Source organism: Aeromonas sp. OTU364 (assembly GCF_038440395.1).
Taxonomy (GTDB): Bacteria; Pseudomonadota; Gammaproteobacteria; order Enterobacterales; family Aeromonadaceae; genus Aeromonas.
Genome location: NZ_JASATR010000023.1, coordinates 13767 through 38199 on the forward strand (window position 1 = coordinate 13767; position 24433 = coordinate 38199).

Annotated in this window: 23 protein-coding genes; 9 read left to right on the forward strand and 14 right to left on the reverse strand. The window is 63.2% G+C overall.

Translation table 11 applies throughout. The features are described 5' to 3' along the window. Positions 1-20: 20 nt before the first annotated feature. On the forward strand, positions 21-779 hold the full coding sequence (locus tag AAHB08_RS18765; protein ID WP_446699547.1) for a class I SAM-dependent methyltransferase: 759 nt from the start codon (positions 21-23) through the stop codon (positions 777-779). Between the two features lie 69 nt (positions 780-848). On the opposite strand, the gene AAHB08_RS18770 is transcribed toward AAHB08_RS18765, so the two are convergent. From AAHB08_RS18770 to rhlB, 4 genes are all read right to left on the reverse strand, one after another. Beyond that, positions 849-1103, reverse strand: coding sequence for a Rho-binding antiterminator (locus AAHB08_RS18770; RefSeq protein ID WP_342059753.1), 255 nt, complete (start codon positions 1101-1103; stop codon positions 849-851). A gap of 30 nt (positions 1104-1133) precedes the next feature. Beyond that, the gene (locus tag AAHB08_RS18775) at positions 1134-2120 is read right to left on the reverse strand and encodes a DUF4382 domain-containing protein (protein WP_202048052.1); all 987 of its coding nucleotides are present in this window, start codon (positions 2118-2120) and stop codon (positions 1134-1136) included. A gap of 202 nt (positions 2121-2322) precedes the next feature. Beyond that, complete coding sequence (gene gppA / locus AAHB08_RS18780; RefSeq protein WP_342059783.1) at positions 2323-3813, reverse strand: guanosine-5'-triphosphate,3'-diphosphate diphosphatase; 1491 nt, start codon at positions 3811-3813, stop codon at positions 2323-2325. A gap of 13 nt (positions 3814-3826) precedes the next feature. Continuing rightward, a complete protein-coding gene (gene rhlB, locus AAHB08_RS18785; RefSeq protein WP_025328830.1) occupies positions 3827-5116 on the reverse strand; it encodes an ATP-dependent RNA helicase RhlB in 1290 nt (429 codons plus the stop codon). A gap of 113 nt (positions 5117-5229) precedes the next feature. Here rhlB and trxA point away from each other — a divergent pair, with 113 nt between their 5' ends. The 5 genes from trxA (at position 5230) to fre (ending at position 10497) form a co-directional block, all read left to right on the forward strand. Further along, a complete protein-coding gene (gene trxA, locus AAHB08_RS18790; protein ID WP_025328829.1) occupies positions 5230-5556 on the forward strand; it encodes a thioredoxin TrxA in 327 nt (108 codons plus the stop codon). Positions 5557-5762: 206 nt separating this feature from the next. Then, complete coding sequence (gene rho, locus AAHB08_RS18795; RefSeq protein WP_010672370.1) at positions 5763-7028, forward strand: transcription termination factor Rho; 1266 nt, start codon at positions 5763-5765, stop codon at positions 7026-7028. A gap of 107 nt (positions 7029-7135) precedes the next feature. Next, positions 7136-8140 (forward strand): hypothetical protein, encoded by a 1005-nt coding sequence (locus tag AAHB08_RS18800; RefSeq protein ID WP_342059754.1) that lies wholly within the window; start codon positions 7136-7138, stop codon positions 8138-8140. 33 nt (positions 8141-8173) lie between these two features. Then, positions 8174-9643 carry a 4-hydroxy-3-polyprenylbenzoate decarboxylase gene (ubiD, locus tag AAHB08_RS18805; RefSeq protein WP_268435806.1) on the forward strand — a complete coding sequence of 490 codons (1470 nt, stop codon included), beginning with the start codon at positions 8174-8176 and terminating at the stop codon, positions 9641-9643. 155 nt (positions 9644-9798) lie between these two features. After that, positions 9799-10497, forward strand: coding sequence for an NAD(P)H-flavin reductase (fre, locus tag AAHB08_RS18810; RefSeq protein ID WP_042648685.1), 699 nt, complete (start codon positions 9799-9801; stop codon positions 10495-10497). Positions 10498-10677: 180 nt separating this feature from the next. On the opposite strand, the gene ubiK is transcribed toward fre, so the two are convergent. Continuing rightward, entirely contained in the window at positions 10678-10935 is a 258-nt protein-coding gene (gene ubiK / locus AAHB08_RS18815; RefSeq protein WP_010672374.1) for a ubiquinone biosynthesis accessory factor UbiK, read from the reverse strand. 301 nt (positions 10936-11236) lie between these two features. Here ubiK and AAHB08_RS18820 point away from each other — a divergent pair, with 301 nt between their 5' ends. Further along, positions 11237-13654 carry a VolA/Pla-1 family phospholipase gene (locus AAHB08_RS18820; RefSeq protein ID WP_342059755.1) on the forward strand — a complete coding sequence of 806 codons (2418 nt, stop codon included), beginning with the start codon at positions 11237-11239 and terminating at the stop codon, positions 13652-13654. Positions 13655-13730: 76 nt separating this feature from the next. Here the strand turns inward: AAHB08_RS18820 and glpG are convergent, their stop codons facing one another. Together glpG and glpE are read right to left on the reverse strand one after the other, a co-directional pair. Continuing rightward, positions 13731-14564 (reverse strand): rhomboid family intramembrane serine protease GlpG, encoded by an 834-nt coding sequence (gene glpG, locus AAHB08_RS18825; RefSeq protein ID WP_342059784.1) that lies wholly within the window; start codon positions 14562-14564, stop codon positions 13731-13733. A 29-nt stretch (positions 14565-14593) separates the two neighbouring features. After that, entirely contained in the window at positions 14594-14917 is a 324-nt protein-coding gene (gene glpE, locus AAHB08_RS18830) for a thiosulfate sulfurtransferase GlpE (protein ID WP_342059756.1), read from the reverse strand. 167 nt (positions 14918-15084) lie between these two features. Between glpE and AAHB08_RS18835 the strand changes: the two genes are divergently transcribed. Beyond that, complete coding sequence (locus AAHB08_RS18835; RefSeq protein WP_342059757.1) at positions 15085-15678, forward strand: LysE family translocator; 594 nt, start codon at positions 15085-15087, stop codon at positions 15676-15678. Here AAHB08_RS18835 and AAHB08_RS18840 read toward each other — a convergent pair. From AAHB08_RS18840 to AAHB08_RS18865, 6 genes are all read right to left on the reverse strand, one after another. Beyond that, positions 15657-16502, reverse strand: coding sequence for an AraC family transcriptional regulator (locus AAHB08_RS18840; protein WP_342059758.1), 846 nt, complete (start codon positions 16500-16502; stop codon positions 15657-15659). The genes AAHB08_RS18835 and AAHB08_RS18840 overlap by 22 nt on opposite strands. Positions 16503-16504: 2 nt before the next feature. Beyond that, positions 16505-17206: an ABC transporter ATP-binding protein gene (locus AAHB08_RS18845; protein WP_025328819.1), complete on the reverse strand. Its 702-nt coding sequence runs from the start codon at positions 17204-17206 to the stop codon at positions 16505-16507. Between the two features lie 10 nt (positions 17207-17216). Beyond that, entirely contained in the window at positions 17217-18002 is a 786-nt protein-coding gene (gene livG, locus AAHB08_RS18850) for a high-affinity branched-chain amino acid ABC transporter ATP-binding protein LivG (protein ID WP_139438547.1), read from the reverse strand. Beyond that, on the reverse strand, positions 17999-19267 hold the full coding sequence (locus tag AAHB08_RS18855; RefSeq protein ID WP_342059759.1) for a high-affinity branched-chain amino acid ABC transporter permease LivM: 1269 nt from the start codon (positions 19265-19267) through the stop codon (positions 17999-18001). Before AAHB08_RS18855 ends, livG begins: the two co-directional genes overlap by 4 nt. Beyond that, positions 19264-20190 (reverse strand): high-affinity branched-chain amino acid ABC transporter permease LivH, encoded by a 927-nt coding sequence (gene livH, locus AAHB08_RS18860; protein ID WP_025328816.1) that lies wholly within the window; start codon positions 20188-20190, stop codon positions 19264-19266. Before livH ends, AAHB08_RS18855 begins: the two co-directional genes overlap by 4 nt. A gap of 66 nt (positions 20191-20256) precedes the next feature. Continuing rightward, on the reverse strand, positions 20257-21378 hold the full coding sequence (locus tag AAHB08_RS18865) for a branched-chain amino acid ABC transporter substrate-binding protein (RefSeq protein ID WP_162519276.1): 1122 nt from the start codon (positions 21376-21378) through the stop codon (positions 20257-20259). Between the two features lie 435 nt (positions 21379-21813). Here AAHB08_RS18865 and AAHB08_RS18870 point away from each other — a divergent pair, with 435 nt between their 5' ends. Continuing rightward, complete coding sequence (locus tag AAHB08_RS18870) at positions 21814-22818, forward strand: substrate-binding domain-containing protein (protein WP_025328814.1); 1005 nt, start codon at positions 21814-21816, stop codon at positions 22816-22818. Positions 22819-22882: 64 nt separating this feature from the next. On the opposite strand, the gene norR is transcribed toward AAHB08_RS18870, so the two are convergent. Then, a complete protein-coding gene (norR, locus tag AAHB08_RS18875) occupies positions 22883-24406 on the reverse strand; it encodes a nitric oxide reductase transcriptional regulator NorR (protein WP_342059760.1) in 1524 nt (507 codons plus the stop codon). Positions 24407-24433: the final 27 nt, after the last annotated feature.

A 24433-nucleotide genomic window follows, 5' to 3' on the forward strand; every position in this document is an offset into this window, starting at 1 on the left:
TGCCGCCATGAGTCTTCGTTATGCCCCATATCCAGGTTTTCAGTGAAGTGCCCGCCCGCGACGGCGAGCTGGACGCCCTGCGACTGCGTCTGGCCGAGGTGGAGTTTCCCGCCCCCTTTGCGCTGGTGCTGACTGACACCAGGCTGGAGCTGCGCAAGCTGGACGAACCCAAGCTGGGTGCTGTCTATGTGGACTTCGTGGAAGGGGCCGTGGCCCACAGGCGCAAGTTCGGTGGCGGCCGCGGCCAGTCCATCGCCAAGGCGGTGGGGTTGAAGTCCGGGGCCATGCCGACCGTGGTGGATGCCACCGCCGGGCTCGGCCGCGACGCCTTCGTGCTCGCCTCCCTCGGCTGCAAGGTGACCCTGATAGAGCGCAGCCCCGTGGTGGGGGCCCTGTTGCAGGACGGCCTGGTGCGGGCGGCGCAGGATCCCGAGATAGGCCCCTGGGTCAGCGAGCGCATGCATCTCCTGCAGGGGCCTGCGGTGGACAACCTGCTGGCGTTGCCGGAGCGGCCCGAGGTGATCTACCTGGACCCCATGTTCCCCCACAAGCAGAAGTCGGCGCTGGTGAAGAAGGAGATGCGGGTGTTCCAGTCCCTGGTGGGGCCGGATCTCGATGCGGATGCCCTGCTGCCGGCGGCGCTGCAGATGGCACAGAAGCGGGTGGTGGTGAAGCGCCCGGACTACGCGGGCTGGCTCAACGAGCACAAACCGAGCATGGCCATAGAGACCAAGAGCAACCGCTTCGACGTCTATGTGATGGCGGCGCTGGCGGGTTAAAGCCAGCCAGGGTAGGCGAGATAAAAAAAGGAGGGCCAACCTGTGTTGGCCCTCCTTTTTGCCTTGAGGTCAGCTGGCAGGGGCGAAGCGGATATGCCGCGCTTCCCCCTGCCAGACGAGATCCAGGGTCGCCAGGTCGGCGAGGCTGAGACGCTCGCCGCCCTCCAGCAGCAGATACTCGACGCCGTCACTGGCCTCTATGGTGCGGACCCTGTCATCCCACCGGCGACCGTCGCGGCTGGCGAGGGTCACAGGCAAGTGCCAATTGGCGGCGATCTCGAGCCAGTCGTAGAGGTCACAGCTGATGGGTTGATAGTCAGTCATGATGCTTCTCGCCCCTGAGCCCCTGGCCCCTTACTGGAAGTTGATGCTGGTGGTGGGGGCCACTACCGCCTGAGCCTTCAGCACCTGCTCCAGTTGCAGCGGGTCGCCGGCCAGTTCCGGATCATCTTCGTCGCCGTTGCAGACCAGCGTCATGTCGTAATTGCCGAGGTTCACGAAGCCCAGCTCGTAGCCGTAGCCACCACCAGCCAGGGGCAGTACGGGGGCGCTGGCATAGAAGCCGTTGTCGAGGTCTGCCATGTCCGGGTAAGCGTCGTCGCCCACCGGGCGCAACTCGTCATAGAAGTAGACGAAGGCCTTGTCGGTCAGCACGCCACCACAGAGCCCGCTGGCCACTGTGCCCTTGACGGTGGCCACCTCGGTGTTGTTCACCAGCCGCACGCCTCTTGGCTTGAGCTTGTAATACTCCTCATGACCCGGCAACACCATGGAGTGGCGCAGGTCGAACTCTGTGGTGAAGGCGCTGAGGCCGTTGGCGGCGATGGTGAAGGCATCCAGCTTGAGCTCGTTGCTGGGTACTTCCAGCGGCTTGATCACACCATCATCCTGCCTGACGTAGGAGTAGGGGGTGCCGTCCAAAAACTGGTTGCCCGCATCCCGGCCATCCAGGACCCGCAGCCGCATCTGGCTGTATTCGCCGGGTACCACGCTCTGGCTGGCCAGCAGGGGTCGGCTGGCGGAGCCCGGGTATTGCAGCAGATCGATGTAGGTGAACAGGGGGTGTCCCGCGCTGTCGAGGGGGATGAGTTCCCCTGCCGGCGTGCAGCCATCGTCCTGGGCCGAGGTCAGGAAGCTGGCGGTGCTCCATGCCTGCTCTGTACCCGAGACGGGATGGATGCTGATGTTGGAAACGGCGATGCAGACCTTGCTGACCGAATCCACCGGGGCGTCGGAGAAGGCCAGGGACATCTGGGCATTCTGTGGGTTGTCATTGCTGTCGCTGCCACCACCACAGGCGGTCAGCAGGGCGGTCAGGCCGATCAGGGTCAAATGTTTCATGGTTTCCGTTCCTATGGGAGAGACAATCCAACTCTAGCCGAGCTGGCGATAGAGGCTAGATGGCAGGAGGGAACGGAGATCCGGAGTTGGATAAAAAGTTAAATCAAATCAAAGGTAAGGCCTTGAATGGTGCCGAACCTGGCTGCGAAAGAGATTGTCGGAACAGATGGGAAAAGGAGCAGAGTGGGCGCGTGGCGCCCAATCAGGCTTCCTGCACCCGGGTGGGCCAGCCCATCTTCTGCTGGCGATCCACCTCGAGCCGCAGCTCGCTGGCGCGCAGGTAGTGTTCGTCCATCCACCCCTTGGGCAGGGTCAGGGTCAGCGACTCCTCCTCGGCCTGCAGGGTGAAGCTGGGCACAGTGCCCTGGGTGCGGCGCATACAGAGGATCAGCGAGATGCGCAGGATGCGGGCCAGCCGGATCGCCTGGCGACCGGTGACGGCGCCCTGCTTCTCCAGGGTGTCCAGCTTGAATTCGTCCCGCTGGTTGAACAGCAGGGCCGACAACAGCTTCTTCTGCGCCGGGGTGAAGCCCGGCATGTCGATGTTGTCGATGATGTAGGCGGCGTGTTGCGGCGCCTTCTTGTACTCGATGCAGAGGCCGATCTCGTGCAGCAGGGCGGCATAACGCAAGATCGGGCGACCGTAACGCTTGGAGAGACGCCAGGCCGGCTGCAGCTGGTTGAACGCCTCGACGGCGGTGTCACGCACCCGCTCGGCGTGCTCCTTGTCCAGCTGATAGCGGCTGATCAGGCTGTCGGCGGTTCTGTCCCGGGCATCACAGTCGTGATTGTTGCCGAGCAGGCCGTAGATCAGGCCCTCTCGCAGGGCGCCACCCGCCAGCGTCATGCTCTCTATGCTCAGGGTCTCGAAGATGGCGATCAGAATGGCGAGGCCGGAGGGGAACACGGTCAGCCGCTCGGCGGCCAGCCCTTCCAGCTGCAGCCGATCCAGCCTGCCACAGGCGATGGCCTGACCCATCAGCTCCTGCAGCTTGGGCAGGGTGACCCGCTCGCTCTTCCCTTGCGCCAGCATGATCTCCTGCAGCGCCTGGACGGTGCCGGAGGCGCCGACACAGGTGCGCCAGCCGAGGGTGCGGTAATCTTCCGCCACCTTCTCCAGCACCGTCCTGGCGGCGACAATGGCCTGCTGGAAACGGGCCTCGGAGAGCTCGCCGTCACCGAAGTGGTTGTTGAGCCAGGTGACGCAGCCCATGTGCAGGCTGTTGAGCAGCTTGGCCTCGCTGTGTTCGCCTATCACCAGCTCTGTGCTGGCGCCGCCGATGTCGATCACCAGCCGATTGCCTTCCCCGGCTGAGGTCCAGGAGACCCCCTCATAGATGGTCTTGGCCTCTTCCTCGCCCGAGATGATCTCGATGCTGTGGTTGAGCACCCGTTCCGCTTCGCTCAGGAATTCATCGACGTTGGTGGCGAGGCGCAAGGTGGCGGTACCCACCACCCGGATGTTGTCGGACGGAATATCCTGCAACTGCTCGGAGAACAGGCGCAGGCAGTCCCAGCCCCGCTCCATGGCGGCACGGTTGAGGCGAAACTCAGGGTCGAGACCGGCGGCGAGGCGAACCTTGCGCTTGACCTTGGTGACGGTGCGCAGGGCACCGGCGACCTCGCGCACCACCAGCATGTGAAAGCTGTTGGAGCCGAGGTCGATGGCGGCATAGAGCGGCGAGTTGTGCAACTGGGCCCGTCCCTCAGTTCTTGCGTGGCGGACGGCGGCGGTTGTTGCTGTTGCCACCACCCTGGCGATCCCGCATGTTGCGGTTCACCGGCTGACGGTTGCGGAACACCCGTTTCGGGGGGGTCACGTCATCCAGCAGGGAGTCGCGATCGTACTTGCTGACCGGGATGGGGTGATGGATGTACTCCTCGATGGCCGGCAGGTTGAAGGCATAGTCTTCACAGGCCAGGCTGATGGAGTGACCGCTCTTGCCGGCACGACCGGTACGACCGATACGGTGGACATAGTCTTCGGCGTCGTCGGGCAGGTCGTAGTTGAAGACGTGGGTCACGTCGGGGATGTGCAGACCACGGGCGGCCACGTCGGTGGCGACCAGGATGTCCAGGGTGCCCTTGGTGAAGTCTTCCAGGATCTTCATCCGTTTCTTCTGCGGCACGTCACCGGTCAGCAGGCCGACGCGGTGGCCGTCGTTCTCCAGCCACGCATGCACGTCTTCGCAGACATGCTTGGTGTTGGCGAAGACGATGGCTTTTTCCGGCCACTCCTCTTCCATCAGGGAGAGCAGCAGCAGCATCTTGTCTTCGTTGGAGGGGTAGAACAGCTCCTCCTTGATGCGCACGCCGGTCATCTGTTCCGGCTCGATCTGCACGTGTTCCGGGTGGTTCATGTGCTCGTACGCCAGCTCCTGCACCCGCAGGGAGAGGGTGGCGGAGAACAGCATGCTCAGACGCTCGGTGGCGGGCGGCATGCGGCGGAACAGGAAGCGGATGTCCTTGATGAAGCCGAGATCGAACATGCGATCCGCTTCGTCCAGCACCACCACCTGGATGTTGCCGAGATCGATGACCTTGGACTTGAAGTAGTCGATGATGCGGCCGGTGGTGCCGATCAGGATGTCGACACCCTGCTCCAGCACGGCCAGCTGCTTGTCATAGCCTTCGCCACCATAGGCGAGACCGAGCTTGAGCCCGGTGGAGGCGGACATGCCTTCTGCATCGTTGTAGATCTGGACCGCCAGCTCCCGGGTCGGGGCCATGATGATGGCGCGGGGCTGATTGACGAGGCGCGGCCTGGTCAGCGGATGGGTCAATAGATAGTTGAAGGTCGCGGCCAGGAAGGCAAGGGTCTTGCCGGTCCCCGTCTGGGCCTGACCGGCGAGGTCATGGCCTTCTACCAGCAGCGGCAGAGACAGTGCCTGGATGGGCGTACAATAGTGAAATCCCTTTGATTCCAGACCAGCCAGAACTTCGGGTTCGAGGCCCATTTGGGCGAATTTTTCGGTCGTTAAATGTGTTTTGCTCATGGCGGTAGGTTATCAGGTTAGGCTTGCAATAATAAACAGGATCATTTCAAATAGGGCAACTATTGCCTTTGTTGAACCATCAATAAAGCCTTAATTACTGACTGGAGTTGGAGATGAGTGACAAGATTGTTCAGCTGAGCGATGCCAGCTTCGAGGCCGATGTAATCAAAGCCGACAGCCCCGTTCTGGTCGATTTCTGGGCTGAATGGTGCGGTCCGTGCAAGATGATTGCCCCGATCCTGAACGAAGTCGCCCAAGAATATGCCGGTCGCGTGACCGTGGCGAAATTGAACATCGATCATAACGCCGACACTCCGCCCAAGTATGGCATTCGCGGTATCCCGACCCTCTTGCTGTTCAAGAATGGCGAAGTGGCAGCGACCAAGGTCGGCGCCCTGTCCAAGACTCAGCTGAAAGAGTTCCTGGACGGTAACCTGTAATAATCAAGAAGGAGCGCATTGCAATAATGCGCTCCTTGTGTTTTATCACCTAGACGCTCATCCCGATTGGTGCTAGTTTATCGCTCGTTTGCTAACCTTTTTGCCTGACTCTTTGCTTAACAGCAGCCTGGCAAGTCAAATCCGATCAGCATCAATCCAGCAGACTGTCTCCTCATTTCAATCCTTGCTTACAGACTTTCACCACTATGAATCTGACTGAATTAAAGAACACTCCTGTGTCCGAGCTGGTACAGCTTGGCGAATCCATGGGGTTGGAAAATCTGGCTCGGGCGCACAAGAAAGACATCATCTTCGCGATCCTCAAGGCGCACGCCAAGGGTGGCGAGGATATCTTTGGCGACGGTGTGCTGGAAATCCTGACCGACGGCTTTGGCTTCCTGCGCAGCGCAGACGGCTCCTATCTGGCAGGCCCGGATGACATCTATGTCTCCCCGAGCCAGATCCGCCGCTTCAACCTGCGTACCGGTGATACCATCTCCGGCAAGATCCGGCCGCCGAAAGAGGGTGAGCGCTACTTCGCCCTGCTCAAGGTCAACGACGTCAACTACGACCGTCCGGAAAACTCCCGCAACAAGATCCTGTTCGAAAACCTGACCCCCCTGCACGCCAACGAGCGCCTGCGCATGGAGCGTGGCAACGGCTCTACCGAAGACATCACCGCCCGCGTGCTGGATCTGGCGTCCCCGATCGGTAAAGGTCAGCGTGGCCTCATCGTCGCACCGCCCAAGGCCGGTAAGACCATGCTGCTGCAGAACATCGCCCAGAGCATCGCCTACAACCACCCGGACTGCGAACTGATCGTTCTGCTGATCGACGAGCGCCCGGAAGAAGTGACCGAGATGCAGCGCATGGTGAAGGGTGAAGTGATCGCTTCCACCTTCGACGAGCCTGCCTCCCGTCACGTCCAGGTTGCCGAGATGGTGATCGAGAAGGCCAAGCGCCTGGTCGAGCACAAGAAGGACGTGGTGATCCTGCTAGACTCCATCACCCGTCTGGCGCGCGCCTACAACACCGTCATCCCGTCATCCGGCAAGGTGCTGACCGGTGGTGTGGATGCCAACGCCCTGCATAGACCTAAGCGCTTCTTCGGTGCGGCCCGTAACGTCGAGGAAGGCGGCAGCCTGACCATCATCGCCACCGCGCTGATCGATACCGGCTCCAAGATGGATGAAGTCATCTACGAAGAGTTCAAGGGTACCGGCAACATGGAACTGCACCTCTCGCGCAAGATTGCCGAGAAGCGCGTCTACCCGGCCATCGACATCACCCGCTCCGGCACCCGCAAGGAAGAGCTGCTGACCGCGCCGGACGAGCTGCAGAAGATGTGGATACTGCGCAAGATCATTCACCCCATGGGCGAGATCGACAGCATCGAGTTCCTCATCGACAAGCTGGCAGCCACCAAGACCAACGACGAATTCTTCGACTCCATGAAGCGTCAGCAGAAATAACTGCATCTTGGAATGACAGAACCGCGGCCCAGGTCGCGGTTTTTGTTTATCTATTTCACGGCTGGCTTAGTAGTATGTAGCCTCGATGTCACAAGGAAAGGGACGTCATGAAGCTGGTATTTCTCATCGGACTCTGCTGGATGCTGGCTGCCCCTGTGCATGCCGATACCCCGCCGCAGCTGCAGGCACCTCTGGTGGCGGACGAGGGGTTGGAGGGGCACCGGGCGTACCTGGATAGCCGTATGGCATTGGGGCAGTTTGATGCCATGGACTCGCTGCTCGAGACCCTGTCGGTAGGGCAGCGGGAGTATTTGCTGCATCAGTTGCTGAGCGGGCTCAAGTCATCGGCCGCCCCCAGCCCCGCCCTGCTGGCCTGGGTACGGGTGCAGGCCGCCAAGGCGCCGCAATGGCTGGTGGAGGGGGAGGTGGACGGTTTCCTAGTGCAGCTGCCCGCCTATGATTTTGCCGCCGAGGCCCGGCTGGTGCTCAACCACTGGCAACAGCTGGCCTGGCAGGACAACTACCGCCAACTGCTGGAGCAGAACAGCTTCGACTACAAGCAGCTCTACTACAGCCGCAACCCTGAGCTGGCCCGGCAGCAACAGGCGCTGCTGGCCGTGCTCGATGACCAGCCCACCCCAGTGCTGCGACGCGAGGCCGACCGGCTCGCCTCCCTCAATATCTTCCTGCCTGACAACCAGTTGCTGCTGCACCTCATCGAACGGACGGGCGACACAGCGCTCTACCTGAAGCTGTGGCGCCAGCCTGTGGATCACGACAGCCTGGCTGCCCTGCACTCCATTTCCCGCTTCCATACCGGCCAGGAGGCGAGCGATCTGCTGATCGCCGCCAGCCGCAACGGGCGGTTGATGATCCCCGCCCTGCAGCAGCTCAGTCAGCTCTCGCCGCTGCCGGACGGTGCCCAGCAGTATCTGCTGGCGGAGCTCGGCAAGCACCAGTATGGCGGCCTGGTGGCCGGTCTCTTGCTGCAGATGGACGAGCCCAGGCTGCTGGGCCAGCTGGCGGACAGGCTCACCCGGCAGGAGCGGCGTCACGCCTCGTCCATCATGCTGCCCGATACGGGTACACCGGATGCGCGGCCAGGGTTATAATGCGGAACCTCCTGACCCCGCTAGGGTACCTGCATGAAATACAAGGACTTGCGTGATTTCATCGCGCAGCTGGAACAAACCGGACAGCTCAAGCGCATCAGCCGCGAGATAGACCCCTATCTGGAGATGACCGAGATCAGCGACCGTACCCTGCGTGCGGGCGGCCCGGCCCTGCTGTTCGAGAATCCCAAAGGCTATGCCATGCCGGTGCTGACCAATCTGTTCGGCACCCCGGATCGGGTCGCCATGGGCATGGGCCAACCCAATGTCGGTGCCCTGCGCCAGGTCGGGGTCTGGCTCTCCTACCTGAAGGAGCCAGAGCCGCCCCGCGGCCTCAAGGAGCTGATGGAGAAGCTGCCCATCTTCAAGCAGGTGCTCAACATGCCGACCAAGCGGCTCTCCTCCGCCCCCTGTCAGCAGGTGGTGCTGGAGGGGGATGCGGTGGATCTGGACCAGATCCCCATCCAGCACTGCTGGCCCGGCGATGTGGCGCCCCTGGTGACCTGGGGGCTGACCATCACCCGTGGCCCCTACAAGAAGCGTCAGAACCTCGGCATCTACCGCCAGCAGAAGATCGGCAAGAACAAGCTGATCATGCGCTGGCTGGATCACCGCGGCGGCGCCATCGATTTTCGCGAGTGGCAGGAGGCCCACCCGGGTGAGCGTTTCCCGGTGGCGGTGGCGCTCGGCGCCGATCCTGCGACCATACTCGGCGCTGTGACGCCGGTGCCGGACAGTCTCTCCGAGTACGCCTTCGCCGGCCTGCTGCGGGGCAGCCGTACCGAGGTGGTGAAGGCCCTGAGCTGCGAGCTGGAGGTGCCCGCCAGCGCCGAAATCGTGCTGGAAGGCTATCTGGAGCCGGGGGAGATGGCGCCCGAGGGCCCCTACGGGGATCACACCGGCTACTACAACGAGGTGGACGAGTTCCCGGTGTTCACCATCACCCACATGACCATGCGCCGTGATGCCATCTATCACAGCACCTACACCGGCCGTCCGCCCGATGAGCCTGCCGTGCTCGGAGTGGCATTGAACGAGGTGTTCGTGCCGCTGCTGCAGAAGCAGTTCCCCGAAATCGTGGACTTCTACCTGCCGCCGGAAGGCTGCTCCTACCGGATGGCGGTGGTGACCATCAAGAAGCGTTATCCCGGCCATGCCAAGCGGGTGATGCTGGGGGTCTGGTCCTTCCTGCGCCAGTTCATGTACACCAAGTTCGTGATCGTCTGCGACGACGACATCAACGCCCGGGACTGGAAGGACGTGATCTGGGCCATCACCACCCGGATGGACCCGGCGCGGGACACCACCCTGATCGAGCACACCCCCATCGACTACCTCGACTTCGCCTCGCCGGTCTCGGGGCTCGGCTCCAAGATGGGGCTGGATGCCACCAACAAGTGGCCGGGGGAGAGCAACCGTGAGTGGGGTCAGCCCATAGTCCAGGACGAGGCGGTGAAGCAGAAGATCGACGGGATCTGGGACGAGTTGAAGATCCTCGACTGAGCGACCCACCCGGGCTGGCGGCCATACCGACGCAAAAGTGCGGTATTGCCGTGCCGAATTGGGTATGCTCGACGGACTTGACCACCAACTGGTCGCCATAAAAACAGTGAAACCATGAGCGAAGCGGGCCGGGCAGGCCCCTCACAAGGACAAGAATGCAACGTATCAAGTGCCGCGTAGAGGAACTGCGCGAATATGTCGACACCATCTGGCACGTGGCCCTGACGCCGCAGCAAGCGGTGAGCTTCAAGCCTGGCCAGTATCTGCTGGTGGTGATGAGCGATTCGGACAAGCGCCCCTTCTCCATCGCCAACTCGCCGACCCGCTCCGGTGTGCTGGAGCTGCAGATCGGTGCCACCCCGGAAAACGCCTACGCCGGTCAGGTGCTGGCCCGCATGCGCGAGCAGGGGGAGATCGAGATCGAGCTGGCGGCGGGCAAGGCCTTCCTGCGCGACGAATCGCCGCGCCCCCTGATCCTGATGGCGGGCGGTACCGGCTTCTCTTACGCCCGTGCCATCCTGGAGTATCTGATCGATACCGGCAGCAAGCGCCCGGTGTTCCTCTACTGGGGCGTGCGCCAGGCGCACTGGCTCTATGAGCAGGGGCAGATGCAGCAGTGGGAGCGCGACTATGCGCCGCTCACCTTCATCCCCGTGGTGCAGGAGCCACAAGCGGACTGGACCGGCAAGACCGGCCTGGTGCACAAGGCCATCATGGATGACTTCGTCAGCCTGCATGACTACGACATCTATGTGGCCGGTCGCTTCGAGATGGCGGGTGCCGCCCGCGAGGAGTTCAAGGTGCTGGGTGCCGAGCCCGAGCGCATCTTCGGCGACGCCTACGAATTTATCTGATCACCGCCTTCCCGAGGAACGCCGATCCGCTCCCTGCTCCTTTCGCGGGAGAAGGGAGGATGAGAGGGTGAGCAACCTGGTTCGCCAGCCCGCATCGGCCCATCCCCCTCGGGCATCAGAAACAACAAACCCCAGCCTGGCTGGGGTTTGTCTTATGTGCCGACGGGACGTCGCGCCGGATTACTCGCCCTTGGCGGCGAGCTGCTGTTCCAGCTGGGCCAGCTTGGCCTCGAGGGCGGTCAGCTTCTCCCGGGTGCGCAGCAGCACCTTGGTCTGCACGTCAAACTCTTCACGGCTCACCAGATCCAGCTTGTTCAGCTGGGCCTGCAGCACCTGACGGGTCTTCTTCTCCACCTCTTCACCCATGCTGCGAATGCCGGGCGGCAGGGCGTTGTGTATCTGTTTGGCGATCTCTTCCAGTTTTTTCGGGTCGATCATGGGGTTCTCCTTAAGCAATGGCGCCATTCTACCGACAAATCCCCCCCTTTGCCGAGATCGGGGTGGCTTTTTGCGCCACTGGCGCGGAAAGGCTCTGGTCGGGTCTGGTGATAAGGGGAAGGCTGCTACCCTCTTTCGCCGGGGATCAATTCCAATTCCTTGATGCTGTACACAAAAAAATCAGATCAGATGACCGACCAGAGGCTTATTAATTGTTGCGTTGCTGTTAATATGACTCGGTCGGGTTTGGACCCTACCCCGTCAGGCTCATCATGGATAACAACATAAAAGAGATAAGGATATGAAAAAGAAGCTAATTTACGCGGCCGTCGTCAGTGCGCTGCTGAGCGGTTGTGGTGGCAGTGACGACAACAAAGGCGATACCTCAAGCTATCTCGATTATCTGCTGAGCGGCACTAATGCGGCGCGCCCCAGCGCCCTGGCCGCCCGTGCCAGTGACGGCACCCTGAAGTTCTCGACCGAAACGGCCGATCTCTCCAATCCAGTCTCCGCCCTCTCCACCCTGGATGGCTGGTCCACGACCCAGGCGATCCAGATAGTGCCCGTGACGGCCTCAGGCATCACGGTCAAAGCGCCGTCCGCCGCCGAATTCGGTGCCTCGGTGGCTCCGCTCTACCTGCTGGAGCTGGAGTTCGACAGCACCGCCCTGCGCCCGAGTGGCGTGAAGAAGGTGCTGGCCTACGGGGTGGACTTCGTGGTCGCCGAGTCGGCGGGCAAGCTGAACCTGGTGCCGCTCAAGCCGCTCAATCCGGCTTCCTACTACATGATAGTGGCGACCGATTCGCTCAAGGACAGCAGCGGCAACCCCCTGCGACCGGGTAGCGACTACAGCAACTACAAGACCAGCACCGGCAGCAATGCCCAGGAGCAGACCATCAGCGGCCTGATCGCGCTGCAGGAAGGGCTGTTCAAGGCTGCCACCGGCATCACCAGCGACCACGTGATCTTCTCCGACTGGTTCGGTACCCAGTCCGGCGCCGACGTGCTGGTGGCGGTGAAGGGTGCGGCCGCTTCCGTGCTCAAGAGCCCGACCCTGGACGCTGCCGCCCTGTGGAAGCAGGATGCCCTGGGCAACACCAGCCTGCCCGGTACCTACACCCTGGGGGTGACGGCAAACGCCGCCTTCCTGACCCAGCTGGAAGCCGAGCCATTCCTGCCCCAGGAGCAGAAGGATGCCATTGCCGCCGCCTTTGGCCCAGGCACCCCGCTCAACGGCCTGGCGCAGGCAGCCAAGGTTTATAGCGGCACCGTCAAGCTGCCCTACTTCCTCTCCTCTCCGGCCACCGCCGGCTCCTGGGACAAGGCCAGGACCCAGTCCTGGCACGGTGCCATCCCCAGCCTCTATGCCATCGCCAATGCGCTGAAGGCCCAGGATGCCGAGGTGATCGGTGGCCTGGTGGGCGCCGGTGTGGATCCGGCCCTGCTGGGCGAACTCATCGCCGATCCGAGCCGTCAGGCCGAGCTGCTGGCGGAAGCGAGCAAGCTGATCGGGGTGACCCTCACCTCCGGCGGCAAGGCGCTGGATCCCGAGCAGAACATAGGCCGCTTCAACCCGCTGCCGGCGCTGGAAGAGGTGCAGTCCGTCCCGATGCGGATCTTCGCCGCCGCGCCGCTGACAGCCATCACCGACGTGATCATCTATCAGCACGGCGTCACCTCGGTGAAGGAGAACGCCTACGCCCTGGCCCTGGGTCAGATCGGCGCCGGTGCCCAGGCGAGCAAGAACGTGGCCGTGGTGGTGATCGACCATCCGCTGCACGGTGAGCGCGGCTTCGCCCTGACCGGCAGCATGGACTCGGTGACCACCTCCGACAACCCGACCCCCTACCTGAACCTGAGCTACCTGACGGTGGCCCGTGACAACCTGAAACAGAGCGTGGCGGATCTGCTGGGTCTGCGTCTGGCGGTGGGGCTGGCCAATGCCAAGGGAGCCATCGGCACCGCTGGCAGCCTCAAGGTGCACTTCCTGGGTCACTCCCTGGGCGCCATCGCGGGGGCCAACCTGCTGGCGGTGGCCAACCAGTCCGTTGGCAATCCCCAGGCCGATGCCCTGTTCAAGTTCGACACCGGCGGCCTGGCCATGCCGGGTGGCGGCATAGCGCCGCTGCTGCTGAACTCGCCGACCTTCGGCCCGACGATCCAGATGAGCGTGCTGACCGCTGGCAGTGCCGCCCTGAAGGCGGCCTTCACCGCCTATGCGCCTAACTGCAAGACGGCGGTGCCGACCTGCTTCGTCAACGAGTTCCTGCCGAGCCAGGACGCCGCCACTCAGGCCACCGCGGCCGGTACCCTGCAGAGCTACAGCTTCGCAGCCCAGTCGGTACTGGACTCGGCTGATCCGATCAACCTGGGTCGCGGCATAGCGGCGGACTTCCCGCTGTTTGCCACTGAAGTCGTCGGCGACGGCGCCCTGAGCCTGTCGGATCGGGTGATCCCGAACAGCATTGCCACCGCCCCTCTGGGTGGCACCGAGCCGCTGTTCAAGGTACTGGCCCTGCAACCCCTGAGCGCGACCGGCGCGGCCAACCACCACGCCACCCGCTTCGTGGCCGGTGGTCACAGCTCGCTGCTGGCACCGGACGAGAACTTCGATCCGACCGGCGCCGTCACCACTGAGATGCAGACCCAGTTCGGCAGCTTCTTCGCAAGCGGTGGCACCGCGGTCAAGGTGACCGACCCCAGCCTGCTCAAGCAGTAAGCCGGCCGACTAATAACAACGCCGCCCCTGGGGGCGGCGTTTTCGTTTCTGGTGATGGTACCTGCGAGGAAGTGCGTCAGGCGGGCTTGTGGTGCCTGTCCAGCCAGCCTTGCGCCAGGCCGACCAGCAGACCCACCAGATGGGCCATGTTGGCGGTGGGGGTGCCTAGCATGTCGAAGAAGCCGAGCACCAGCCAGATCAGCATGAAGCCCATCAGGGCCGGCGGCATGGTGAGGCCGCAGGCGGGCTGCAGTCTGGCACGCATCCAGCTGTAGCCGAGCAGGGCATAGACCACCCCGGAGAGGCCGCCAAAGCGCGGGCCGCTCACGAAAAACTCGGCGATATTGGGCAGCGCGGCCCCGACCAGCAGCAGGATAAACAGCTTGCCGCTGCCGAGCCGCTGCTCGATCTGGCCGCCGAGATACCACCACCACAGCAGGTTGAACACCAGATGCAGCACCGAGAAGTGGATGAAGGCCGGGGTGACGTAGCGCCAGGCCTGCCAGTCGGTGAACTGGGCCAGGGTGGGGTGGAACGCCAGCTCGTCGAAGATGGGCAGGCCAATGGCATCCAGGGCATAGATGGCCAGGCAGGCGATGATGACCACCAGGGTCAGGGGGCCAGCCTGATGGAGGAAGTCGGTGACCGGATCCGTCATCCCCTTGCTGTAGTCGATGCGGGCATCCGCCCGGCCGGATTGCCAGGAGGCCTCCACGTAGCGGGGGTGATTGGGTTCGCTCAGGAAGCGCTTCACCTCCTGCTGGGCCTGGGCGAGGCGCTGCTCGTCCGCCAGCCAGACGGAGACGCCGAGCTCGGACTGGGTCAGCTCGCACGAGATGCCCAGGGTGGCGAGGTAATCCACCAGCGCCTGTGCCATGCGGGCGTCCCCCAGCACCAGCAGCTGGATCATGCCGGCCGGGGAGGAGTGCCCCGCCCCTGTCATGCGTCGCCTGCCTGGATCGGGAACTCCCTGCGCCAGGCCTCGAAGCCGCCGTCCAGGCTGTAGACCTCGTCATAGCCCTGTTGCAGCAGATACTGGGCCGCTCCCTGGCTGCTGTTGCCGTGATAGCACATCACTATGACCGGGGTGTCGAAGTCCACCTCGTTCATGAACCGCACCAGGGAACCGTTGGTGAGGTGGAAGGCGCCGACCGCGTGGGCCGTCTCGAAGGATTGGGGATCGCGAATGTCCACGAGACGGGCTTCGCCTGCGCTCAGCTTCTGGTGGGCATCCTGGGCGCTGATATGGGCAAACTGGTCCATTGAGATGTCCTGAAAATGGAGGATTGAGGGCCAGTTTACCGCAAGCCGTGGCTTGCGCTAAGTCCGCAATGTGCCTTGCCATGTGCCGCAGGATCGCAATTTCCTTCAATATCGGCTTGGGCGGGCCGGATAGGCTGGTGGCTCAATCCTTTGCGTGAGCATCATCCATGGAAATCAGTCTGTTGTTGTCCATGTCCGGGTTTGCCCTGGCCATGTCCATCTCCCCCGGTCCGGTCAACCTGGTCGCCCTCGGCACCGGCGCTCGTTATGGCTTTCCGGCCAGCCTGCGCCACGTGGTGGGGGCGACCCTGGGCTTCATCCTGCTGCTCCTGCTGATGGGGCTGGGTCTCGGCGGTGCCCTGTCCCGCTGGCCGGTGGCGGCGGGCGCCATCCACTGGGGCGGCGTGATCTTTCTCTGTTACATGGCCTGGCAACTGCTGGTGGACAGGGGGCAGCTGGAGCGGGTCGAGGGGGCGCCCCCCGCCTTCTGGTACGGGGCCCTGATGCAGTGGCTCAATCCCAAGGCCTGGCTGGCGGCCAGCATGGGAATGGGAGCCTATGGTGTCGCGGGCGGGGTGGGGCAGGTAGCCCTGTTTACCACTGTCTATCTGGTGATCTGCCTTGGCTCCATCGCCTGCTGGGCCTATGCCGGCAGTTGCATGCAGGGGCTGCTGCTCGTGCCTCGCCGGTTGCGCTGGTTCAACCGGGCCATGGCGCTCTTGTTGCTGCTCAGCGCCGCCTATCTGGTGCGTTCAGCCTGACGGGCGAGCTGGGTCCTGTACTGGCCCGGGGTGGCGGCGACCCGGCGCTTGAACTGGCGCTGGAAGTGGGCCTGATCGGCGAAGCCGCTGGCCAGGGCGACCTCGGCCAGGGGGTGTCCCTGCCTGAGCAGGCTGCGGGCGTGGCGGATCCGTCTATCCAGCAGATAGGCGTGAGGGGTCATGCCGTAGTGGTGGCTGAAGGCGCGCACGAAGTGGGAGGGGGTGAGCCCGGCCACGGCGCTCAGCTGTGACAGGCTGAGGGGGCTGGCGCTGTCGTCCTGCATCAGCTCGGCGGCCCGTTGCAGGTGCCGGGGCGGGCGATCGTCCCACCTGGCCGGGGTGAGCCTGGCCAGCAACTGGCGACTGAACAGGTGGCAGGCCACCTCGCGGGCCAGGGGATCCGGCGCTTCTACCAGCTGGTGATGGAGGTGCCGCAAGCCCTGGTAGAGCAGGGGATCCCGGCTCGCCGTCATGTCGAAGGGCCTGAACTCGCTGCCGAGGCCCGCCTCCTCCTGCTGGCTGCGCAGCCAGTCGGTATCGAGGTAGAACATCAGATAGGACCAGGGCTGGTCGGCGATGGGATTGCAGGCGTGCACCTCTTCCGGGTTCATCAGCACCAGGGAACCCGGGCCGACCTCCTGAAGGCTGCGCTGGTTGAGGTAGTGACTGTGGCCGCCTGTGATGGCGCCGATGGAGAAGTGGGGGTGGCTGTGCTTGTCGTAGCAGACGTGGCGGCCATCCTGCACCGCCCGCGCCTCGATGAAGGGCAGGGCAGGATCGTGCCAGAAGCTGTGTCTGTCCGGCCCTGCCTCTGCCCTGCTCATGATCAGCCGCCGAGATAGGCCTGGCGCACTGCCGGATTGGCGAGCAGGGCCGCCCCCGTGTCCTGCAGCACCACCCGGCCGTTTTCCAGCACATAGCCCCGATCCGCCAGCTTGAGCGCCTGGTTCGCGTTCTGCTCCACCAGGAAGATGGTCATCCCCTTCTGGCGCAGCTGCTCTATGGTGTCGAAGATCTGCTGGATGATGATGGGGGCCAACCCCAGGGAGGGCTCGTCCAGCAGCAGCAGACGCGGCTTGCTCATCAGGGCCCGGCCTATGGCCAGCATCTGCTGTTCGCCGCCGGACATGGTGCCCGCCCGCTGCTCCAGCCGCTCGTGCAGCCGGGGGAACAGGGTGAACACCTGATCCAGCAGGGCGGGTTGCTCGGCCTTGTCGACGAAGAAGGCCCCCATCAGCAGGTTCTCCTGCACCGTCAGGCGGGCGAAGATGCGGCGCCCCTCAGGCACCACTGCGATGTCCTTGCGCATGATGCGGGCCGTGCTGAGGGAGTCTATCTGCTCCCCCTCGAACCAGATGCTGCCGCTGCTGGGCTTGGGTTCGCCGCACAGCGTCATCAGCAATGTGGTCTTGCCGGCGCCGTTGGCGCCGATCAGGGTGACGATTTCCCCCTCTTTTATCTCGACGCTGACGTCGTGCAGCGCCTGGATCTTGCCGTAGTGGGTCGATACATTGCGAAGTTCTAACATCTTGATTTCCTTACGACTCGCCCAGATAGGCCTTGATCACGGCCGGATTGCTGCGGATCTCATCCGGCTTGCCGTGGGCCAGCGGGGTACCCTGGTTCACCACGAAGATGCGGTTGGAGATCTCCATCACCAGCTTCATGTCGTGCTCTATCAACAACACTGACACCCCAAACTCGTCCCTCAGGTTGGAGATGAGGTCGTTGAGCTCGTCGGTCTCGTGCGGGTTGAGGCCGGCGGCCGGCTCATCCAGCATCAGCAGCTCGGGCCGGGTCGCCATGCAGCGGGCGATTTCGAGGCGACGCTGCTGGCCATAGGCCAGGTTGCCGGCGGGGCGGTTGGCGAGATCCTTGAGGCCCACCTTCTCCAGCCAGAAGGCGGACTGCTCCAGCCCCTCTTTCTCGGCACGGCGGAAGGCCGGGGTCTTGAACAGGCCGGCGATGAAGCCGGTGTTGAGATGCCTGTGCTGGGCCACCAGCAGGTTCTCCACCGCCGTCATCTCCTTGAACAGGCGCACGTGCTGGAAGGTGCGCACTATCCCCTTGCGGGCGATGAGGTGGCCGGGCAGTCCCTGGATCTCCTCGCCACGGTAGCGGATGGTGCCGCCGGTCGGGCGGTAGAAACCGGTCAGGCAGTTGAAGATGGTGGTCTTGCCCGCCCCGTTGGGGCCTATGATGGAGATCACCTCCCCCTTGTCCACATCCAGCTTGACGCCGTTGACCGCCAGCAAGCCGCCGAAGCGCATCGACAGATCGGAGACATCGAGCAATTTGTTGTTGGTATCGTTCAGCTTGCTCATTTGCGCAGCTCCATATGGGGTCGGCTCATGGGCAGCAGTCCCTGCGGCCGCCAGATCATCATGAACACCATCAAGAGGCCGAACATCAGCATGCGGTACTCGTTGAACTCACGGGCCAGCTCCGGCAGCACCGTCATGACGATGGCGGCCAGCACCACCCCGATCTGGGAGCCCATGCCGCCCAGCACCACGATGGCGAGGACGATGGCCGACTCGATGAAGACGAAGGACTCCGGGCTGATGAAGCCCTGGCGCGAGGCGAAGAAGCTGCCGGCGAAGCCCGCGAAGCAGGCGCCTATGGTGAAGGCGGTCAGCTTGATGATGGTGGGGTTGAGCCCCAGGGATTTGCAGGCGATCTCGTCTTCCCGCAGCGCCTCCCAGGCACGGCCCAGCGGCATCCGCAGCAGGCGGTTGATGACGAACAGGGTCGCCACCACCAACACCAGGGCCATCAGGTAGAGGAAGATCACCTTGTGGTTGGCGTTGTAGGCGATGCCGAAGAAGTCGTGGAAGGTGCCAAAGCCCCCGTCCTTGACGGTGCGGTTGAACTCCAGGCCGCCCAGGGTCGGCTTGGGAATGCCGGAGATCCCGTTCGGGCCGCCTGTCAGGGTGGTCATGTTGTTGAGCAGGATGCGAATGATCTCGCCAAAGCCCAGGGTGACTATGGCCAGATAGTCACCCCGCAGCCGCAACACCGGGAAGCCGAGCAGGAAGCCGAAGGTGGCCGCCATCAGGCCGGCGATGGGCAGGCACTCCCAGAAGCTCAGGCCGAAGTAGGTGTTGAGCAGGGCGTAGCTGTAGGCGCCGACCGCGTAGAAGCCGACGTAACCGAGATCCAGCAGGCCGGCGAGGCCCACCACCACGTTGAGCCCCAGCCCCAGCATGATGTAGATCAGCGCCAGGGTGGCGAGATCGATGGCACCGCGGGACGCCATGAAGGGCCAGCTGACGGCAAACAACAGCACCAGTATGGCGGTGAGGTTATAGAGCTTGGGCGCCTCCTCCGGGCTCGGCAGCACCAGCTTGGTGAAGCCGACGGAGAAGCCGCTGATGGAGGCCTGGAACAGGCGACTGATCTGGCCGCGCAGCATCTGGAACCAGAAGACGATGGTGGCGCCCCCCAGCAGCCAGGCCAGGGAGACATCGAGCCGGCTCACCACCAGCAGGCTGGAGCCCTCGGTCTCCAGCTTGAAGCCGAGCAGCCAGAAGGAGAGCACCAGCAGCATCAGGCTGGCGATGCAGGCATGGATAAATTGCTTTTTCATACCTTCTCGACCTCCGGACGACCTAGGATGCCGGTGGGCATAAAGAGCAACACGAAGATGAGCAGGGCGAAGGCCATCACATCCTTGTACTCGGTGCTGAGGTAACCGGCGGTGAGCGCCTCGACCACGCCGAGCAGCAGGCCGCCGATCACGGCGCCAGGAATGCTGCCGATGCCGCCCAATACCGCTGCCGTAAACGCCTTGAGACCGGCCATAAAGCCGAGGTAGGGGTTGATGACGCCGTAATACATGCCGAGCAGCACGCCCGCGATGGCGGCCAGGGCGGCCCCCAGCACGAAGGTGATGGAGATGACCACGTGGGTGTCTATGCCCAGCAGGTTGGCCATCTTGATGTCTTCCGAACAGGCGCGACAGGCGCGGCCCATGCGGGAGCGGTTGATGAACTGGGTCAGCGCCAGCATGGTGATGAAGGTCACCACGAAGATGATGAGCTGCATGTAGGAGAGGCTGGCCTGGAAGCCGTCCTCACCGCCCAGGGTCCAGCCCCCGGAGATCAGGGTGGGCATGGCGATGTCGCGCGAGCCCTGTGCCATCCGCATCATGTTCTGCAAGAAGATAGACATGCCGATGGCGGAGATGAGGGGGATGAGGCGATTGCCGCCCCGCAGCGGGCGATAGGCGACCCGCTCTATGGTCCAGCCATAGCTGCCGGTGATGAGGATACTGATCAGAAAGGCGCCGCCCAGCAGCAACACTGTGCTGTCGATGCCCATCATCATGAGCCCCGCCATCACCATGAAGGCGACATAGGAGCCGATCATGTAGACCTCGCCGTGGGCGAAGTTGATCATGCCTATGATGCCGTAGACCATGGTGTAGCCGATGGCGATCAACGCATAGGTGCTGCCTATGGTCAATCCGTTCAGCAACTGCTGAACCAGATAAAGAAGGTGTTCGGACATACTGCGTTCCCTGTACTTGCCCGCAAAGAAAGGAGGGGGTGACGCTTGTCACCCCCGACCGGCAGATTATTTGACTTGGCTGGAGGTACCGTCGGCGTGCCACTGGAAGACACCGAACTCGAAGCCTTTGAGGTCACCGTTCGGTGCCCAGCTCAGGGGGCCCATGACGGTGTCGATCGGTGCGGCCTTCATGGCGGCAGCCACGGCAGCGGGATCATCCTCGCCCGCCTTGGCGATACCGGCTGCCAGAGCCTGCATGGCCGCGTAGGTGGTCCAGACGAAGGGACCGGAGGAGTCCTGACCCTTGGCCTTGAACGCTTCCACGATGGAGGCGTTGGCAGGCAGCAGATCGTACTTGTTCGGCAGGGTGACCAGCAGGCCTTCGGAGGCCGGGCCGCCGATGGCGGAGATGTCCTTGTTACCCACACCTTCCGGACCCATGAACTTGGCCTTCAGGCCCTTCTCGCCAGCCTGACGCAGGATCAGGCCCAGCTCCGGGTGGTAGCCGCCGTAGTAGACGAAGTCCACGTTCTCTTTCTGCAGCTTGGCGATCAGGGCGGAGAAGTCCTTGTCCCCGGCGGTGATGCCTTCAAAGGCCACTACCTTGACGCCCGCCTTGTCCAGGGCTGCCTTGACGCTGGAGGCGATGCCTTCACCGTACTGCTTCTTGTCGTGGATGACGGCCACGCGCTGGGGTTTGACCTGCTCGATGATGTACTTGGCGGCAGTCGGGCCCTGGTCGCTGTCCAGGCCTATGGTACGCATGGTCAGCTGGTAGCCACGCTCGGTGATCTTGGGGTTGGTGGAGGCCGGAGTGACCATCAGCACCCCTTCATCTTCATAGATGTCGGAGGCGGGCAGGGTGTTGTCTGAGCAGAGGTGGCCGACCACGAACTTGACGCCGTCGTTGATCACCTTGTTGGCGATGGCCACGGCCTGCTTGGGATCGCAGGCGTCGTCATAGATGACGGCTTCGATCTGCTTGCCCTTGATGCCGCCGGCCTTGTTGATCTGTTCGACCGCCATCTTGCCACCGGTGAACTGCATGTCACCGTACTGGGCGACCGGGCCGGTCAGGGGGCCGGCGATGCCGATCTTGATGGTATCGGCCGCATTGGCCATGGAGACTGATCCAAACAGAGCCAAAGAAACCGCTGCCCTGACTGCCATTTTGCTCAAGTTATTCATTGATTCGTCCCTTAATCAGTGGATTGTTTCATTTTCCGTGTGTCATTCCGAGCCTGTGTCCCGCCAGCCCGGCAATAGATAAGGTTCTATCATTCCTCACCGTGCAATAACAAGATGTTAAAGATACTATCCGGAACGGGTTGGGTAGGGCTTTTATGAAACAAATGCCCTGCTTAAAATTATATTTTGGAGTTTAATATCGTGTATGTCGATTAACATACTGACAACAAATTGTCACGGTGACAATTTTCAGAGTAAAAAACTGACGATATTTCATTCTGCGTCCGCTCTCATTTTGACCAAATTCCGTTTGCGCAAAAAGAAATGACCGCCTAGATTAGCCAAGATTGACAATTCGCTGGCAGCTCTCGTTAAAACCAAGCCTTTATTCGGGAAATCTGCTACTGTTCCGCCTTTGTTATTCAGGAGACAGAGATGGCCACCATCAAGGATGTCGCCTCCAGGGCAGGCGTATCCATCTCCACCGTCTCACATGTACTCAATCACACCCGTCGGGTCAGCGAAGATGCAACCCAGAAAGTGCTTGAGGCGGTGGCAGAACTCAACTACGCGCCCAATTCGGTAGCGCGCAGCCTCAAGATCAACTCGACCAAGACCATCGGCATGCTGGTCACCACCAGTGCCAACCCCTTCTTCGCGGAAGTGGTGCAAGGGGTGGAAGCCTACTGCTTCGAACAGGGTTACAGCCTGATCCTGTGCAACACCGAGAACCAGCCCCCCCGTCAGCAGCACTATCTGCGCATGCTGATGGAGAAGCGGGTCGACGGCTTGCTGGTGCTGGGGACCGACATCGACACCCCGCTGCGGGACATGCTGCGGATCCACAAGAACGTGCCTCAAGTGGTACTGGACTGGGGAACCGAGTGCGACTTTGCCAACGTGATCAACGACAACGCCCGCATAGGTGCGCGCCTGGCCGTGCGTCATCTGCTGGAGCAGGGTCACACCGAGATCGTCTGCATCACGGGCCAGATCGACAAGCCGACCACCCAGCAGCGGCTGGACGGGGTGCGTGACGCCCTGGGCGAGCATGGCCTGACCCTGAAGGACGAGCAGATCTTCGAAGGGGATTACGAGAGCCAGAGCGGCTACGACGCCATGCAGCGGATCCTGGCCCTGACGCCGCGGCCGACCGCTGTCTTCGCCTTCGACGATCCCATGGCGATCGGCGCCATCTGCGCCGCCTGGGAAGCCGGGGTCAAGGTGCCGGACGATATCTCCATGATCGGCTATGACGACATAGAGATGGCGCGCTTCTCCAGCCCGCCGCTCACCACCATCCGTCACCCCAAGGCCGAGCTGGGTCTGCTGGCGGTGCAGCAGCTGGTGAGCCGGATCCGCAACAAGGAGCTGGAAGTCGAGTCCATGACGGTCCAGCCCGAGCTGATCGTCCGCCGCTCGGTCAAGTCCCTGCGCTGATCGCCCGGCCTCGGGCACCACGAAAAACCCCCTCCCTCGCGAGGGGGTTTTTGTTTTTGGGGTCTCAGGCCTTGAGGCCGAGCCGTCTGGCGAGTCGGTGCAGGTTGCCGCCGTCCAGCTCAAGCGCCCGGGCGGTGGCGGCCCAGTTGCCGTCATGGGCGGCCAGGGTCTGCTCTATCAGCGCGAGCTGGAAGGCGTCGGTGGCGGCGCGCAGGCCGAGGCCAGCGGCGACGGGCGGGGCAGGGGTGGCCGTGCTGGCGGCAGGCGGCGGCGAGACCGCCGCCCCCAGATTGAAGTGATGGGCATCCAGGGCCGGGGACTGGCTGCCCTGCTCGGCCCGGGCCAGCACGGCGGCTCTGTGGATGGCATGCTCGAGTTCCCGCACGTTGCCGGGCCAGTCGTGACCCTCGAGCAGTGCCAGCGCCCCGGGCAGGATGCGCAGCCGCTCCAGCCCCAGGCTGAGCCGGCAGCGTTCGCAAAAATAACCGGCCAGCAGGGGAATGTCCCCGGGACGTTCCCGCAGCGCCGGGGCCTGGATCGGGAAGACGCTCAAGCGGTGGTAGAGATCGGCCCGGAACTGCCCCTCGACCACAGCCTGCTTCAGATCCCGGTTGGTGGCCGCCAGGATGCGCACATTGACCTTGAGCGGGGTGTCGTCGCCGATGCGCTGCAGATCCCCGTATTGCAGCACCCGCAACAGCTTCGCCTGCAGCGCCAGCGACAGCTCGCCAATCTCGTCGAGAAACAATGTGCCCTTGTCCGCCAGTTCGAACTTGCCCGCCCTGTTGTGGATGGCGCCGGTGAAGGCCCCCTTCACGTGGCCGAACAGCTCGCTCTCGGCCACCGATTCCGGCAGGGCGGCGCAGTTGAGGTAGACCAGGGGGGCGCTGGCGCGGGGTGAGCCCTGATGCACCGCCTTGGCGATCAGCTCCTTGCCCACCCCCGTCTCCCCCAGGATCAGCACGTTCAGCTCCGAGCTGGCGACTACCTCTATCTCGTGGCGCAGGCGGGCCATGGCGGGGGAGCGGCCTATCATCTCCGGCTGGCCCTCGGCATGGGGGACTGAGGCGAGCGGCTCGCTGCTCTGGCGGGCGAGCCGCTCCAGCAGCAGGGCGTTGCTGAGGGCGGCGGCGGCCAGGGCCCCCACCAGCCGCAGCTCCTCGTCGCTGATGCCGTCGAACTGGGTGGGGTTCATGCCGTCTATGGTCAGGGCGCCGATCAGCGCCTGATCCGAGAAGAGCGGCAGGCCGACGCAGGCGTGCACCTTGAAGTCGTCGTGATCCGGGATCAGGCCGTCATAAGGGTCAGGCAGGGCGCTGTCGGCAGGGAAGCGCACCACGTCACCGGCGCGGGCGATGGCCTCCATGCGCGGGTGATCCTTGAGGGCGAAGCGGCGCCCCAGCACGTCCTGCATCAGGCCGTCGATGGCCAGCGGGATGAACTGGCCTCCCTCGAAGCGCAGCAGGGCCGAGGCGTCCGAGTGCAGCAGGCTGCGCACGCTCTGGATCAGGCGATGGAATCTGTCCTGATGGGAGATGCCGAGTTGCAGGTCGAGGGCGATGCGCGCCAGGCTGTCGGTCGAGATCACGATGATTGTCCAAATGACAGTGTGTTT

Excerpts from the sequence above, each read along its gene's own strand:
- AAHB08_RS18820 (WP_342059755.1), top strand. The coding sequence starts at position 11,237 with ATGAAAAAGAAGCTAATTTACGCGGCCGTCGTCAGTGCGCTGCTGAGC.
- AAHB08_RS18800 (WP_342059754.1), top strand. The coding sequence starts at position 7,136 with ATGAAGCTGGTATTTCTCATCGGACTCTGCTGGATGCTGGCTGCCCCT.
- AAHB08_RS18765 (WP_446699547.1), top strand. The coding sequence starts at position 21 with ATGCCCCATATCCAGGTTTTCAGTGAAGTGCCCGCCCGCGACGGCGAG.
- AAHB08_RS18775 (WP_202048052.1), bottom strand. The coding sequence starts at position 2,120 with ATGAAACATTTGACCCTGATCGGCCTGACCGCCCTGCTGACCGCCTGT.
- glpE (WP_342059756.1), bottom strand. The coding sequence starts at position 14,917 with ATGGACCAGTTTGCCCATATCAGCGCCCAGGATGCCCACCAGAAGCTG.
- livG (WP_139438547.1), bottom strand. The coding sequence starts at position 18,002 with ATGAGCAAGCTGAACGATACCAACAACAAATTGCTCGATGTCTCCGAT.
- trxA (WP_025328829.1), top strand. The coding sequence starts at position 5,230 with ATGAGTGACAAGATTGTTCAGCTGAGCGATGCCAGCTTCGAGGCCGAT.
- AAHB08_RS18845 (WP_025328819.1), bottom strand. The coding sequence starts at position 17,206 with ATGTTAGAACTTCGCAATGTATCGACCCACTACGGCAAGATCCAGGCG.
- rhlB (WP_025328830.1), bottom strand. The coding sequence starts at position 5,116 with ATGAGCAAAACACATTTAACGACCGAAAAATTCGCCCAAATGGGCCTC.
- AAHB08_RS18840 (WP_342059758.1), bottom strand. The coding sequence starts at position 16,502 with ATGAGCAGGGCAGAGGCAGGGCCGGACAGACACAGCTTCTGGCACGAT.
- rho (WP_010672370.1), top strand. The coding sequence starts at position 5,763 with ATGAATCTGACTGAATTAAAGAACACTCCTGTGTCCGAGCTGGTACAG.
- ubiD (WP_268435806.1), top strand. The coding sequence starts at position 8,174 with ATGAAATACAAGGACTTGCGTGATTTCATCGCGCAGCTGGAACAAACC.
- AAHB08_RS18855 (WP_342059759.1), bottom strand. The coding sequence starts at position 19,267 with ATGAAAAAGCAATTTATCCATGCCTGCATCGCCAGCCTGATGCTGCTG.
- ubiK (WP_010672374.1), bottom strand. The coding sequence starts at position 10,935 with ATGATCGACCCGAAAAAACTGGAAGAGATCGCCAAACAGATACACAAC.
- glpG (WP_342059784.1), bottom strand. The coding sequence starts at position 14,564 with ATGATCCAGCTGCTGGTGCTGGGGGACGCCCGCATGGCACAGGCGCTG.
- AAHB08_RS18835 (WP_342059757.1), top strand. The coding sequence starts at position 15,085 with ATGGAAATCAGTCTGTTGTTGTCCATGTCCGGGTTTGCCCTGGCCATG.
- livH (WP_025328816.1), bottom strand. The coding sequence starts at position 20,190 with ATGTCCGAACACCTTCTTTATCTGGTTCAGCAGTTGCTGAACGGATTG.
- AAHB08_RS18870 (WP_025328814.1), top strand. The coding sequence starts at position 21,814 with ATGGCCACCATCAAGGATGTCGCCTCCAGGGCAGGCGTATCCATCTCC.
- AAHB08_RS18865 (WP_162519276.1), bottom strand. The coding sequence starts at position 21,378 with ATGAATAACTTGAGCAAAATGGCAGTCAGGGCAGCGGTTTCTTTGGCT.
- AAHB08_RS18770 (WP_342059753.1), bottom strand. The coding sequence starts at position 1,103 with ATGACTGACTATCAACCCATCAGCTGTGACCTCTACGACTGGCTCGAG.
- fre (WP_042648685.1), top strand. The coding sequence starts at position 9,799 with ATGCAACGTATCAAGTGCCGCGTAGAGGAACTGCGCGAATATGTCGAC.